Below are 14420 nucleotides of genomic sequence, written 5' to 3' on the forward strand. Positions count from 1 at the left end.
GGAAACTGCACTATGATTTGAAAATAAAAACGGACGCTGGTTCTCAACCGGCGTCCGTTTTTTTTCCTAATCCAATTCCACAGTTCGATTCATATTGGTGCCTTCGTTGTTTTTACCCATCAGCCTGCGGAACAGGAACCTGGCCATTTTGAACCTGTTGCCGGCATCCCAGTACTCGGCTGCTTCGGCCTGCACCTTGATGAGCACAAGGTTCGGATCGTCATAGTTCGTTTCCAGCAGCTGCTCGTAAACGGGGTTCCACAATTCCTTCAGCTTTTCGGTGCTGTTGACCAGCTCGGCTTCACCGCGGATGGAGACGAAGGACTTACCGGCATAGGCTACATTGACCTGTCGGTTTTGCAGCAGTTCATGGAACTTCTCAGTGTCTTTCTTGGTCAGGAACCAGAGGTCGCCGTCGAATTCGATGTCCTGGGTCTTCATGGGACGCGAAACCAGACCTTCTTCCGAAACGGTCGTCAGCATGGCCGTGTCGATGCCCTTAATCAAATCGCGTACTTTCTCGATCGCTTCTTGGTTATCCGGAGTTGGATTTGTCATTTTGTTCACCTTTTCCTAGTGTGTGTTTTTATTAGTATTACACTTATTTATACTCTGCCAAACCAAGAGAATTTGGCTGATTCCACTCCTGATTTCAATCCCTTTATGAGCAGGCCGGGGGGCTTACCGCAGAGGAGTGGGCAAATTCATTAGATTAGGAGAATATCCCTTGACCAAAGCTGCGATTCCGGTATGCTGCCGGGCGATGGCCTTTGGTTTTCCGTCTATTTCCGAGTTATACGCACGACAATCATTTAACAGTCCACAGAATAGTGCTATACTATGAATTAGGTAATCATTCATCAGAAAAGGTGGATAACCGGGTCGCACTCTGGCTTGCCTCTTGAGAGCGCCTACATCTTTTCTTCAAATACTAGCGTGTAAGGACGGTAATTATGAGCAACAGACAAACCGAAACAGACGTTATCTTAATTGGTGCCGGTATCATGAGTGCGACTTTGGGGACACTGTTGAAAGAATTAGTACCGAACTGGAAAATTACAGTGTTTGAGAAGCTGGCAAGCCCGGGCGAGGAAAGCTCGAACGAATGGAATAACGCAGGAACGGGGCATGCCGCCTTGTGCGAGCTGAACTACACATCCGAGAGATCGGATGGTTCCATAGATATCAGCAAAGCGATTAGCGTCAACGAGCAATTTCAGGTTTCCATGCAGTTCTGGTCTTATCTGGTCAAAAGTAATTTGATTCGCAATCCGCAGGATTTTATTATGCCGCTCCCCCATATGAGTATGGTTCAGGGGAAAGAAGACGTGGCATTTTTGAAGAGACGTTTTGAGACGATGTCCAAAAACCCGCTGTTTCAAGGGATGGAATTCTCCGACGATCCGAAGAAACTGATGGAATGGATTCCGCTCATTATGAAGGACCGGACCTCGGATGAACCGATCGCGGCCACCAAAATGGACTCGGGAACGGACGTCAACTTTGGCGCTTTAACGCGTATGCTGTTTGAGCACTTGAAGAGCAAAGACGTTGGTATTCATTACAAGCACAGCGTGGACGATATTAAACGCACCAGCGATGGCGCGTGGGAATTGAAAATACGCAATTTGAGCAGCGGCAGCGTCGAACGCCATACGGCGAAGTTCGTCTTTATCGGCGGTGGCGGCGGAAGCCTTCCGCTCCTTCAGAAATCCGGCATCCCGGAAGGGAAACATATCGGCGGATTCCCGATCAGCGGGCTCTTTATGGTGTGCAACAATCCGGAAGTGGTCGCGCAGCACCATGCCAAAGTGTACGGCAAGGCCAAAGTAGGCGCGCCGCCAATGTCGGTTCCGCATTTGGACACCCGGTTCATCGACAATCAGAAGTCGCTGCTCTTCGGGCCGTTTGCAGGCTTTTCGCCAAAGTTCCTGAAGACCGGTTCCATGTTCGATTTGCTGGGTTCGGTCAAGCCGAACAATGTGCTCACGATGCTGGCTGCAGGCGCCAAAAACCTGTCGCTGACCAAGTACCTGATCCAGCAGGTGATGCTGTCGAAGGAAAAACGTATGGAAGAGCTGCGTGAGTTCATTCCGAACGCCAAGAGCGAGGATTGGGATATGCTGGTGGCCGGCCAGCGCGTGCAGGTCATCAAAGATACGGAAGCTGGCGGCAAAGGCACACTCCAGTTCGGTACGGAAGTCGTGACCGCCTCGGACGGATCCATCGCTGCCTTGCTGGGAGCTTCTCCGGGGGCCTCCACCGCCGTTTCCGTCATGCTCGAGGTCATCGAAAAATGCTTCCCTCAGCATGCGAAGGCATGGGAGCCGAAGATTCGGGAAATGATTCCGTCTTATGGCGCGCCTTTGATGAAAAATCCGGGGCTGATCCGCGAAATTCATACGTCGACGGCACGCACGCTCGGTCTCAACCGTGGACTGCATTCGGCCAACGTGATGTAAATATAGCGATATATGATAAGAAAAACGTCTATCGACGTACCTTCAAAGAAGACAGACCGCGTTTAACTGAAGTTTTTCTTGCGATTATAGAATGGTTCAGCTTCGCTGAAATTTATAAATTCTATAATCTTAAATAAAACGGCCTTCACCCTGAGCTTCAAGGGATGAGGGCCGTTTTGCATTTGCAGAGGACACCGGTCAAGGAACGTAAGCACCGACGACTTCAAACTTTGGCTCGCCAGCGATCGTCAAATACTTCACTTCAACGACGCAGCCTTTCTGAAAGGAGGGTATATTCACGATCGGGATAAACGTTTTTACGATGGTATGATGAGATTCGCCATCCGGCATGGTGACGGTTAAATCAAGCAGAACCTCCGGTTGACTACCGAGCTGCGCATTCGTTTGCTGAATGGAATGGATGACGGCTTGCGCGGATGTGCCGTGTGTTAGGATGGCTTTGCGCTGCGATAGCCCTTTACGTTGACGGGTTACCGTTCTGATGGCAAAAGTGATCGTCAGTGAGGCGGTAAGTAACGAAAAGATAATGATGATCATAACAATCGTCGTCAATGGCATGCACCTCGCTTCCATTTTTAATATAATTCAGGTAAATGGCTCCAAGTGATATGTTTCAAGCTTAATGCAGCCAGGGGGATCCGTCTACGAATTTACAAATAAATCATGTTTGATCATTCGGGCAGGGGAGAGGAAACCATGATTCAGTTGAAAGATATCGGGAAATTCGAGGAGCTTCCAGAAATCGCAATGCATATCTATCAAGGGAATATTCCGACTTTGCGGAATGCTATCGCGGAGGGTTGGGATATGGAGGAGGGGATCGTACTTAGCCGGTATACTGCGTTAAGTCCGCTTGACCTTGCCATGATCGCGGAACAGCTGGATGTAGTTAAGCTGCTGGTAGATCACGGCGTCAATCTCAATGACGCACAGAGTCCGGCTTTTTTGCGGGCTGTCCGTTACGGAAAAGAGGAGATGGTACGCTACATCGCCGCACAGGGTGCCAGAATGGACATGCTTAATCGAGTGGGCTCCGGTGCGTATTCGCAGGCTTACTATGGCAACAAAAGAAACATCCCGCTCATTCAGGAGCTGGGCCTCGATATTAAGCTGCACGGCGGGGCTGTACTTCGCCAGGCGGTGTCCGATCATGACTATAAAACCCTCAATTATTTGCTCGATCAGGGGGTGGACATTAACTACAACCAGCCGGATCAAGTCTATCCTTACGAAGCAACGCCGTTAACTGTGGCCGCGCGCATTGGAAATTTCGATATGGTCAAGTTTTTGGTCGAGCGGGGCGCGGATGTGACGTTAGCGGAAAAGGACGGCGAACGGCCGTATACGATCGCGGTCAGCCAAAAGAACGCAGCCCTGGCCGATTATTTAAAATCGCTGGAACCGCCGGAATATCATGATGTGGCGAATAAGAAGCATGAACTGAGAGCGTATAAATTACCGAAGGAGCTGGTCGATCTGTTAACCGGTGACCGTCTGCGCCTTGAGTTAGCCCCCAATGAGTACGATATCCGGCATATCGACTTCTTCACATTGACCGACACGATCCCGATCAAGGTCGGGCGGCAGAAGCTGCTGCGCCTGTCGGCAGACATAGACAACTACTCGGATCTTCAGCTCATGTGGAATCCGAAGAAAAAAGGATGGATCGGCTGCTATGACGTCGAGCATGACAACTATTCGGACCTGTGCCGTTTGGGAGAGTTCCTCGAGCAGCCTGGTACGTATCTGGTTCGTTTTCTGGAGGGAGAGCTGTAGAAACCGGAATGGTGCCTGAGGATGATCCGGACGAATCTGGATGATTTTTCATGCATCGTAATACTTTCGCCCTGTTGGCGCGCTGCGGAGTATGGGAAGATGGGGACATCAAAGGCTCGGGTTCAGCAAAACCCGAAGCCCTTGACCTTCAGGCTATGGCGGTCCTTCCTTCTAACTTCATTTGGCGAACATAGGGCCGCCGCTTCCCTGAAGGATTTCGATTCAGAGAGGAGGCGTCCAGGCTATCATGCTCCTTCCTTCTATAACCCTTATTAAAAATTAGGGGCATGGGTTTCCTGGACTCTTTAATATGAATATCAATACCATCTACTTACGAAGAACCAATCATCTGATCGTGGAACAAGGGCAGGGGGGCGAGCGCGAGCCGCTCCCGAAGGCTTATTTGGCATCCGCCCTGAAAAATATCGAAGCGCTGGGATATACGTTTTCGCATGCGCTGCTGCGCGCGGTAAAGGACTTATCTAAAGTACAGTTTGAAGCATTATACCAACAGCTGGTTGCGGATTTACAGGTTATGGTCGGGGCTCATGTGGAGTTCAAACCGATGTACCCGGATTTTCCGATGCAGGTCATGGAGCATAGCGATGCCGAGCTGTATCTGAATGCGATTTATCATTACCTGACGTTGGATGTACCGGCGTATGGGCATGCGGACCGGCTGCCCCTGGAGGATGAAGGTAACCTGAAAGTGATTGGTTTGGGGAGCCGTGCGGAATTCATGAGCCTGATCTCCCGGTTGATTCAAGCCAAAGGCTCCATCTCCGATCGTGACAAACAGGATATTGATGACGTCATTGCGTTTGCCGGCGCGGATGATATGGAAGTGCTTCTTCCGGACGACATCCCGTTCAAGGAAAATGCGGCATTCGTCGCAGCGTCCTTAATGAAGCATGACAAAGCCAATCTGGAGCAGATCGGACGGTACTTCCGGACGGCGACCGATGTCCTTCGGCTGGCAGCCGCATGGTCGGACGGCGACGTCAGTCTGGCCGAGGCGACGCGCTTCCGCAAATTCAAACGGTGCGAGCGACGGCTGATGCTGGGACTGCTCGAGAAGTGCCAATCCATCACGGAAGATATGCTGCGGTACAAGGAGCGCTGGATTCGGCTGGGTGAAATTCTGCATCCTTCCGAATATAAGCATCGCTTTCGGCGATGCGAGGAAGCCTTTGACGTCCTGCGCAACGACAAGCCGTTTACGACCTTTAACGGAAGCGTGGAGCTGGCCTTCCAATTCCGGAACGTTTGGACGCTGATCGATCTCTTGATGCAGCGCCCGGGCGAACTGGCGAGAAGGCTGGATCATCTGCTCCGGTCCACCGAGCATACGGAGTATGTCGTGCTGGCTTTTGGCGAGGTGGTTAAGGAAGTATCGACGCCGGTGCTGCTGCAGGTGAAGAACCATTTTGCCCGCCGCCGGGAACGGCAGCAATTGCGCGTCTTTTTTCCAAAAGGGAATGTCGCCAAAGCGTTTGCCCTTCAGAACAACCTTCCCGAGATTGACGAGGAGGCATGCCGGGACATCGTGCAGCTATGCGAGCAGGCGCTGATCGGGCGCTTCTCTGCCCTGCCGCCGCTCGGGAAGGTGTATGTCGACAAGCGGCTCCAAAGCTACCTCGTGCCGTTCTCCGGGCGCTCTGCCAGTAAAGCGCTGCATACGATCGTGCGCGGCAGCCGGGTGCCAATGGCGGAAGGGGATACAATCCGGTTCTTCAGCTGGTGGAAAGAGGGGCTCGTGGATGGCAAGCCGACGGGCCGCGTGGACATCGACCTGTCCGCCGTAATGTATGACCGTGACTGGCAGTATGTGGAGCATATTTCGTATACGAATTTGCGGTCGTCCAAGTACCGGGCCGTGCACAGCGGAGATATCGTTTCGGCCCCTCAAGGCGCGTGCGAGTTTATCGACCTGCACATTCCTTCCATCGTCGATTACGGCGGACGGTATATTGTGGCGACGCTGCATTCGTTCACAAGCCAGCCGTATTGCGATTTGCCGGAGTGCTTTACGGGCTGGATGATGCGGAAGAAGCCCGGGTCCGGCGAAATTTTCGAGCCTGGTACGGTTGCGAACAAAATCGATGTCACCGCCGATACGCAGATTGCCATCCCCGTAATCTTGGATCTGGTGGAACGTACAGTGATCTGGACGGACCTGTCTTTGACCCGGCATCCGTACTACTACAACAACGTCGAGGGGAACCAAAAAGGGATGGTCCTGATGGGCAAAGCGATGACGACTTTGCGGAAACCGGACCTGTATGATCTGTTCACGCTCCATGCCAAGGCTCGCGGGGAGCTGACCGAAACTCCGGAGGAGGCCGATGCGGTGTTCTCTGTGGAGCAAGGGGTAACTCCTTATGATATCGAGGAAATTATGGCGGAATATATGGTGTAGATTCGGGTATACCGAAAAACGTAAAGAGATTAACCGATAACCGGCTCATGGCGATCATGCGTCGGTTTTTTGCGTTCGTGATTTTTTTAATAAAATTCGCAACTATGACAAACCCTGTCACCAATATGGGCTAAGATGGACGTATGAAAGGCCAAAAGGAAGCAGAGGCTGGTCGTAAGAAGTTTTAACCATCAAAAGGAGGAAGAAGTTATGTATGTGACGGTACAGGATTTTATTAAGGAATGGAACAAGGAAGCCGAATTGACGCAGGGGGTTCTGGATGCGCTGACGGATGAATCGCTGGGGCAGCAGGTCTATCCGGAAGGACGGACTTTGGGCAGGATCGCCTGGCATTTTGTCTCGAATATCCCCGACTATTTGAACGAATTCGGCATCAAGATGGATAAGGTCGCAAATCCGGATGAAGTCCCTTCCGCTAAGGAGATCGCGGATACCTTCCGGACGGTCAGCTCGGGAGCCGCCAAGGCACTGGAAGAGCAGTGGACCGACGAATCTCTTAGCAAGGAACAGAATGCTTTTGGGCGAATGGAATCCAATGCCTCCATCCTGATGGGGTTGATCAAGCATATTGCGCATCATCGGGGTCAAGCGACGGTTCTGATGCGTCAAGCGGGACTGGGCATACCGGCCGTCTACGGGCCATCGAAGGAAGGGTGGGTGAAGCTGGGGGTACAGCAGCCGCCGCTGTAAAATCATTGGGCGTCATTTTACCCTTATGAATGATTAAATTGTATTGACGGACCTACGGTAGGTATGTAGAGTGAGCTCCAACATACCTTCGGTAGGTTTTTTGTATGGGATGAGAGTCCTCAGCAGCAAAACCTGGCCGAATCGAAAGTTTAACATCATAGACGCTTTTTTCATAAATGCGATGCAACTCCTCGATGCTGCCGCGGCCTGGAGAACCGCCTTCGGAAAATGCTATAATCACAGCAAGAGTATATCGCAGGGGGAATGAGGATGAGCGAGGATCTGTTGGAACAGCTGGAGACATGGCATGAAGAGGATGAATACGAACGCATCGTAGAGGCCGTAACGGAAATTCCTGCGGAGGAGCGGAATTATGAGCTGGTCGGCCATTTAGGCCGGGCGCTGAACAATCTGGAGCGCTACGAGGAGGCGGTACAGCAGTTTCTGACCGTTGCCGAGGAAGGGGCGGAAGATCCGCTCTGGCATTACCGGATTGGACTGGCCTATTATTACCTGGAGCAGTACGATGACGCCGAGCGGGAGTTTACTCGTGCCGATGAGTTGGAGCCGGGGGATGAGGATACCCTGGAGTTTCTGGAATGGATCCGTGCCAAGAAGGCCGGGGAATTCGAGGAAGAGACGGATGAAGATTTAGATTCAGACGATTCGGCGGAAGACAACAGCGGCTCGGATGAATCCGGGGAAACCGATGAAACGGACAGTGCCGCGGCGGCTGTGGCTTCGGTGAATGCCATCCCATCGGACGAAGCCAATTTAGATGTGCAGTATGGCTCGCCAAATGAAGGTTTCGATATCAACAACTTCTGGAACGACGCCGATCCCGATGCGGAATCGTACGTTTCGGCTCCGCCGACGGATGATCTGATCGATTCCGTGCAGGAGGAATTGGTGTTCAAGCTGCCGGTGTTTTATGTGCAGATGATGAGAATACATAATGGGGGCATTCCCCGCAGCAGGTACTTCCCGCTGGGTGAAGCCGCAGATGGAGCGCCAAGCGGGGTCCGGATTCACGGCATGTTCGGCATCGGCCGGGACAAAGCCAAGTCGCTCTGCGGGGCCTCCGGCAGCCGGTCTATCATCGAGAACGGTGGTTATCCGGAGTTCGGCGTCGTCATTTGCGACTGCCCGCAGGAGTCCGGCGTGGTTATGCTGGATTACCGCGGCTCCGGCAACGATGGAGAGCCTGAGGTTGTGCATGTAGAACAGGCAACCGGACGTAAGATTACCCGGCTCGCGCCCGATTTTGAAACCTTTGTTCGCGGACTAGTTAACACCTAGGGCCCGTGACAACAAAGCCGCCATGAACGCGTGAACGGGGATGGAATCCCTGCCATATCGCGCCCAAAAAATCAAGAGGAAGCTGATACCCTCGCGGGGGAACCAGCTTCCTTTTTTATGTCATAGGGGGCAGTTCCATTTCCATACTTTTAGGTTGCCGAATAGGAGCCATCCGTGACGGCATGCTCCAATGCCTCCTTCGCGCGCTGCTTCTTGCGATGTACCCAACCGGTCAGCCAAGCGCTGATTTCGTATAAGGCGATGAGCGGAACAGCCACCATGAGATGGGAGACGAGGTCAGGCGGCGAGATGAGTGCAGCCACGGCAACCAGAACGACGTACGCGTAACGCCTCATTCCTTTTAGAATCGACGGGTTTAAGATCCCGATCCGCGCCAGAAACATAACGATCACGGGCAGTTCGAAGGCAATGGCGAGCGGGATCATGATATTAAACATAAACCCGAAGTACTGGGATACCCCATAGGTCTCCACAAGGCCGATCTGACGGTTGATGCCGGCTGTAAAGCGCAGGCTCATCGGAAAGACGACGAAATACGCAAAGGCCACGCCCACCAGAAAGCATGATGCAGCGAACGGTATGTAGCGGACCGCCGCCTTTTGCTCGCCAGGCTTGAGTCCCTGGCTGACAAACCGCCAAATCTGGTACATGCCAAAGGGTATGGTCGGCAGCAGCGACAGTACCACGGCAATGCTCATATAAATCCGCAGTCCGTCCCATGGAGAGAAGACGTTCCATGCGACGTGGAGCGGGGAATGCGTCCGCAGCAGCGTCAGGATATGAGGGGCTGCAAACAAGCCGGCTGCCATGCTGACAATGAATACGGCAGCGATTCGAAGGAGCCGTTTTCTAAGCTCGGCGATATGCCCGAGCAGGGTCATCGTATTTTTCGCTTCCATAGGCGAAGATCACTCCTCCCAAGTCATGTCCGTTACCGGAAGGCCGGCGTGCAGCGCGGCGTTTTCGATTTTTTCATTTCCTTCAGCTCCAGCGTATTAAATCCCTCCTGCATTTTTTGATAGATGTCCTGAATGGCCTTTACGTCTTCAAAAGAATATCGGCGGTTACCTCCTTTCGTTCGCTCCGGGAAGATCAGCTTCCGTTCCTCGTAATACCGGATTTGGCGTTCCGACAATCCGGTCAGCTCGCAGACGACACCAATGCTCATCACCTTGCTCTCCATGCTTTTTACCTCCTGTGCAAGTATAGTTAACCCCGGACCATTGCAGAAACAGCCAGGATTCAAACCTAGAAGAAGATAAAACAAAGAGAAGAGACACACCAACAGATGTTTGTGGAAGGAATTATGACATGATTTTAAGGAAAACCCATTAAAAATGCAATCCGTTTTTAAAAATAAAAAATTCTTGTAAGAAATCCTTACACAAATTCACCGAAAACTAAATTTCTTTGCTAAGATCGCCTCAAGAGGTTCCATTCCACTAGCGAAGGAGTGATCGAGGTGACAATCAAGGAGCAACCGAAAGAGATGACCCGCAGACAATTTCTGTCGACCGTCGGCAAAGTAGGGGGATCCGTTGCCGTCTTCAGCCTGATGGGAACGATGGGACTGCTGTCGCCGGAGACGATGAAGGCCGCCGAATATGAGCCGCCGGGCCCGAATGATCTGCACTTAAGCGGACGGGGCGGCAAAAAAATCATCATTCTCGGCGCCGGGATCGCCGGCATGACGGCAGCGTACGAACTGGGATTGGCCGGGTACGACTGCACGATTCTCGAGGCAAAAAGCCGGGCTGGCGGCCGATGCTGGACCATACGCGGCGGCACGTCAGAGGCGGAAATCGGTTCGGGTACCCAAACGTCCCGCTTCGATAAGGGTTTGTATTTCAATGCCGGCCCAATGCGCATCCCGCAGTTTCATGTCACCCTGGAGTACTGCCGGAAATTCGGCGTTGCGATCGAACCGTTCAACAACGTGAACGAAAGCGGTTATTACTACAACGAAAACGTCGGCGCTTTATCCGGTCAGAAGGTTCCGAAGCGGGCCGCCAAAGCGGATGTACGCGGTTATGTCGCGGAAATGCTTGCCAAGGCGGTCGACCAGAATGCGCTCGATCTTCCGCTCACGGCGGAAGAGAAGATGAAGCTCGTTGATTACTTAAAGGTGGAGGGGGACCTGAACCCCGATTTGTTCTACAAAGGCTCGCAGCGCGGCGGATATAAGGATGAGCCGGGGAGCCGGCTTGATGCCGGGGTTCTCCGCGATCCGTTCGATCTAAAGTCGATCATCAACTCCGGCTTCGGCAAGTATTTCAGCAATGAGTACGAATACGACCAGCAGATGATGATGTTCCACCCGATCGGCGGGATGGACGCTATTGCGAAGGCGTTCGAGAAGCGGGTTGGCAATCGGATCAAATTCCGGGCCGAAGTCAAGGAGATCCGCCAGTCCTCGTCGGGCGTGAGAATCGTGTACACCGACATGGCATCCGGCCGGGAGCAGGAGGTCAAAGGGGATTACTGCATCTGCACCATTCCGTTATCCGTGCTGAAGAAGATCCCCGCTGATTTTTCCCCCGAAATGTCCAAGGCGATTCAGAGCATCAACTACGCCTCTGCCGGAAAGATCGGCTTGCAATTCAAGCGGCGCTTCTGGGAAGAGGATGAGCACCTGTACGGAGGCAGCAGCTTGACCAATATGGACATTACGCAGATTTATTACCCGCCGACCGATTATTTCGGGAAAAAGGGAGTCCTCCTCGGCTACTATGCCTACGGCGGGGTTGCCGACAAGCTCGGAGCGATGTCGTACGCGGAGCGGGAGAAACTGGCGCTGGCACAAGGGGCCAAGATCCATCCGCAGTATCCAAAAGAGTTCGAATCCTCCTATTCGATCAACTGGAAAACGATCAAGTATCAAGAGGGCGGCTGGGTTTCGTACTCAGCAAACGACCGCAAAACGTATTATCCGACACTGTGCAAGCCTGACAACCGGATTTACCTGGCCGGTGAGCATATCAGCTACATTACCGCTTGGCAGGCCGGAGCGATCGAGTCCGCCCGCGAGGTGGTCACCGATATCCATCAGCGTGTCATGAAATCATAGATTCATATCTAGAAGGGGCTGGTCTTTTATGATGAAAAAAATGAAAACGGCGCTGCTGATGACGGTTCTGCTTGGCACCGTCAGCGTCACGGCATATGCCGACAGCGCCGCCCATACCCCGGCGAAACCGGCTAAGCCGATCAAGACGGCACCGGCGCCGGCATTTTACGGAAGCCCGTCGTCGTCCATATCCAGCGGCGTGGTCGTTCCCGAAGGCGCATCGTACTTGTTCACGAGCGGCACCGTCCCGCCGGTACTGAACAAGGACGGCAAGACGGTCTATGAACGCTACGGGGATACGAAAACGCAGGGCATCGGCATTTTGAAGGAAATCGAAAAGCAGCTGAAGGAGCAAGGCCTTGGCCTGAAAGATGTCGTTTACCTGCGGGTATACATCGCCCCTGACGCCCAGAAGGGCGGCACGTTTGACTATACGGGTTGGTTCGATGCCTATGCGCAGTTCTTTAATACCGAAGCCAATCCGGTTAAGCCGGCCCGCTCAACGGTAGGCGTGGCGAGCCTGGTGAATTCCGACTGGCTGATCGAGATCGAAGCGGTGGCCGTGAAGCCGGATTCGAAGAAGAAGTGAGGCAGGAGCACGGATTTCGCTAAGGCGGAATGTTCTCCATGACAAATGAGAAGGAGCTGATTGGCTATGTTTCAAAACGTAGGATTTGCCGGGTTGATGATGATTCTGGTCGTCGTGCTGATTTTGTTCGGGCCCTCCAAGCTGCCGGAGCTGGGCCGTGCGGTGGGACGCACGCTCTCCGAATTCAAGTCGTCCGCCAGAGAACTCGTTGGTGAGGATAAAGAAGAAGACAAAGAGCGTGAGCGAGAGTCCGGTATCATTAAAATCAAAGGTTAAAGGGTAGGACCAACGTATCTGCCGATCAACGGCCACCCTGTATAGCCAGCCCCGTCATTCAACGCGAATGACGGGGCTGTTTGCGCCCAGCCGGCCGAAGCGCATCATGGCCTCCACCGCTGTGTTCTTTTATAATGGAAGAACCAGGCATCGTTTGGCCGCTGAAGTTCTGGGCCGCATAATAAATTTGATACGGCACAGGATATGAAGCAGTGGAACCGGCCTTGGCCGTAAGACAATCAGGTTGTCATCATGCGAAGAATGATTTGACTAGGATTGAAAAGGAGACCTTTATGACGGATACACAAGGAAAGCTGGAGGCGGGATGGCATTTAGAAAACAGCTACGCGGGGCTGCCGGATCTGTTTTATACCCGGCAGGATCCGGTGGCGGTGCGTTCGCCGCGGATCGTGGCATTCAATGAGCAGCTGGCGGCGTCGCTCGGTCTAAACGCTCAGGCGCTCATGAGCGATGAAGGAGCTGCGGAACTGGCGGGAAACCGCATTCCGGAAGGGGCGCAGCCACTCGCTCAGGCATACGCAGGGCATCAATTCGGCCATCTTACGATGCTGGGCGACGGGCGGGCGGTCCTGCTGGGCGAGCAGGTCACACCAGAGGGCAAGCGAGTGGATATTCAGCTCAAAGGAGCGGGCCGCACGCCATATTCCCGTGGTGGCGACGGACGGGCGGCCTTGGGGCCGATGCTGCGTGAATACATCATCAGCGAGGCCATGCATGGCCTTGGCATTCCGACGACCCGCAGCCTGGCCGTGACGTCTACCGGCCAGGCAATTACCCGCGAGGAAGAACTGCCGGGCGCGATTTTGACCCGCGTGGCGGCCAGCCATATCCGCGTCGGCACGTTTCAGTTCGCGCGGGGAGCAGGCACGACGGATGACCTGCGGGCTTTGGCCGATTACACTCTGCAGAGGCATTATCCCGATGCAGTCCTTGCTTCCGGCGAAAATCGCTACCTTATATTGCTGCAGGAAGTGATCAAGCGCCAAGCCGCCCTGATCGCAAAGTGGCAGTTGGTTGGATTCGTCCACGGCGTCATGAATACGGACAACATGACCCTCAGCGGGGAAACGATCGACTACGGTCCGTGCGCCTTTATGGATACCTACGATCCGGCCACCGTGTTCAGCTCCATCGACTCACAGGGCCGGTATGCCTACGGCAACCAGCCGTACATCGGCTCCTGGAATCTCGCCCGATTGGCGGAAGCCTTGCTGCCGCTGCTGCATGAGGACGAGGAGCAGGCCGTTAAACTGGCGGAGACCGCGGTCGGGGCTTTTGCCGGGCTGTTTAATGAATACTGGCTTGCAGGGATGCGGACGAAGCTTGGGATCTTCCATGAAGAACCGGAGGACGAGGCTCTCATCGAAGAACTTTTGGGGCTCATGAAGACGCATCGCGCCGACTACACCAATACGTTTCTTGCCTTAACGTTTGACCGGCTGGAGGGAACTCCGCTGCATGGCATCGAAGAATTCGAGGCCTGGCATACGCGCTGGCAGGCAAGGCTTGACCGGCAGCCCGAAACCAAAGAGGCTGCGCATCAATTGATGCGGGACAGCAATCCGGCGGTCATTCCACGGAACCACCGGGTGGAGGAAGCGCTGGAGGCGGCGGAGCAGGACGGCGATTACGAAGTGATGCACGAGCTGCTGCAGGTTCTGGCCGATCCTTACGCGCATACGCCGGAACAGGCCGAGTATGCCATCGTACCGGAGACGACGTACGGATATCGGACATATTGCGGAACCTGATACAAGA

13 protein-coding genes are annotated in these 14420 nt (G+C 53.6%); 9 read left to right on the top strand and 4 right to left on the bottom strand.

The window, feature by feature from the left end:
- Nucleotides 1-66: 66 nt before the first annotated feature.
- Complete coding sequence (locus ABID47_RS21950; protein ID WP_354499871.1) at nucleotides 67-558, bottom strand: pyridoxamine 5'-phosphate oxidase family protein; 492 nt, start codon at nucleotides 556-558, stop codon at nucleotides 67-69.
- 395 nt (nucleotides 559-953) lie between these two features.
- On the opposite strand from ABID47_RS21950, the gene ABID47_RS21955 reads away from it, so the two are divergent.
- A complete protein-coding gene (locus tag ABID47_RS21955) occupies nucleotides 954-2462 on the top strand; it encodes a malate:quinone oxidoreductase (protein ID WP_354499873.1) in 1509 nt (502 codons plus the stop codon).
- 198 nt (nucleotides 2463-2660) lie between these two features.
- On the opposite strand, the gene ABID47_RS21960 is transcribed toward ABID47_RS21955, so the two are convergent.
- Nucleotides 2661-3041 (bottom strand): hypothetical protein, encoded by a 381-nt coding sequence (locus ABID47_RS21960; protein WP_354499875.1) that lies wholly within the window; start codon nucleotides 3039-3041, stop codon nucleotides 2661-2663.
- A gap of 138 nt (nucleotides 3042-3179) precedes the next feature.
- Between ABID47_RS21960 and ABID47_RS21965 the strand changes: the two genes are divergently transcribed.
- The 4 genes from ABID47_RS21965 to ABID47_RS21980 all read left to right on the top strand — a co-directional run bounded on the left by ABID47_RS21965 (nucleotide 3180) and on the right by ABID47_RS21980 (nucleotide 8688).
- Nucleotides 3180-4259, top strand: a complete 1080-nt coding sequence (locus tag ABID47_RS21965) for an ankyrin repeat domain-containing protein (protein WP_354499877.1) — start codon at nucleotides 3180-3182, stop codon at nucleotides 4257-4259.
- A 310-nt stretch (nucleotides 4260-4569) separates the two neighbouring features.
- On the top strand, nucleotides 4570-6678 hold the full coding sequence (locus ABID47_RS21970) for a TerD family protein (protein WP_354499879.1): 2109 nt from the start codon (nucleotides 4570-4572) through the stop codon (nucleotides 6676-6678).
- Between the two features lie 210 nt (nucleotides 6679-6888).
- A complete protein-coding gene (locus ABID47_RS21975; protein ID WP_354499881.1) occupies nucleotides 6889-7389 on the top strand; it encodes a DinB family protein in 501 nt (166 codons plus the stop codon).
- Nucleotides 7390-7659: 270 nt separating this feature from the next.
- Entirely contained in the window at nucleotides 7660-8688 is a 1029-nt protein-coding gene (locus tag ABID47_RS21980; protein WP_354499883.1) for an SMI1/KNR4 family protein, read from the top strand.
- Between the two features lie 149 nt (nucleotides 8689-8837).
- Here the strand turns inward: ABID47_RS21980 and tatC are convergent, their stop codons facing one another.
- Both tatC and ABID47_RS21990 read right to left on the bottom strand, forming a co-directional pair.
- On the bottom strand, nucleotides 8838-9608 hold the full coding sequence (tatC, locus tag ABID47_RS21985) for a twin-arginine translocase subunit TatC (protein WP_192716866.1): 771 nt from the start codon (nucleotides 9606-9608) through the stop codon (nucleotides 8838-8840).
- 32 nt (nucleotides 9609-9640) lie between these two features.
- Entirely contained in the window at nucleotides 9641-9892 is a 252-nt protein-coding gene (locus ABID47_RS21990; protein WP_105445415.1) for a MerR family transcriptional regulator, read from the bottom strand.
- A 279-nt stretch (nucleotides 9893-10171) separates the two neighbouring features.
- Between ABID47_RS21990 and ABID47_RS21995 the strand changes: the two genes are divergently transcribed.
- From ABID47_RS21995 to ABID47_RS22010, 4 genes are all read left to right on the top strand, one after another.
- Entirely contained in the window at nucleotides 10172-11776 is a 1605-nt protein-coding gene (locus tag ABID47_RS21995; RefSeq protein ID WP_089549535.1) for a flavin monoamine oxidase family protein, read from the top strand.
- Nucleotides 11777-11804: 28 nt separating this feature from the next.
- Entirely contained in the window at nucleotides 11805-12365 is a 561-nt protein-coding gene (locus ABID47_RS22000) for a RidA family protein (protein WP_354499886.1), read from the top strand.
- A gap of 66 nt (nucleotides 12366-12431) precedes the next feature.
- Entirely contained in the window at nucleotides 12432-12641 is a 210-nt protein-coding gene (locus tag ABID47_RS22005) for a twin-arginine translocase TatA/TatE family subunit (RefSeq protein WP_354499888.1), read from the top strand.
- 293 nt (nucleotides 12642-12934) lie between these two features.
- Nucleotides 12935-14413, top strand: a complete 1479-nt coding sequence (locus tag ABID47_RS22010) for a protein adenylyltransferase SelO (protein WP_354499890.1) — start codon at nucleotides 12935-12937, stop codon at nucleotides 14411-14413.
- Nucleotides 14414-14420: the final 7 nt, after the last annotated feature.

This window comes from Paenibacillus favisporus (assembly GCF_040545415.1).
Lineage (GTDB): Bacteria > Bacillota > Bacilli > Paenibacillales > Paenibacillaceae > Paenibacillus_AQ > Paenibacillus_AQ favisporus.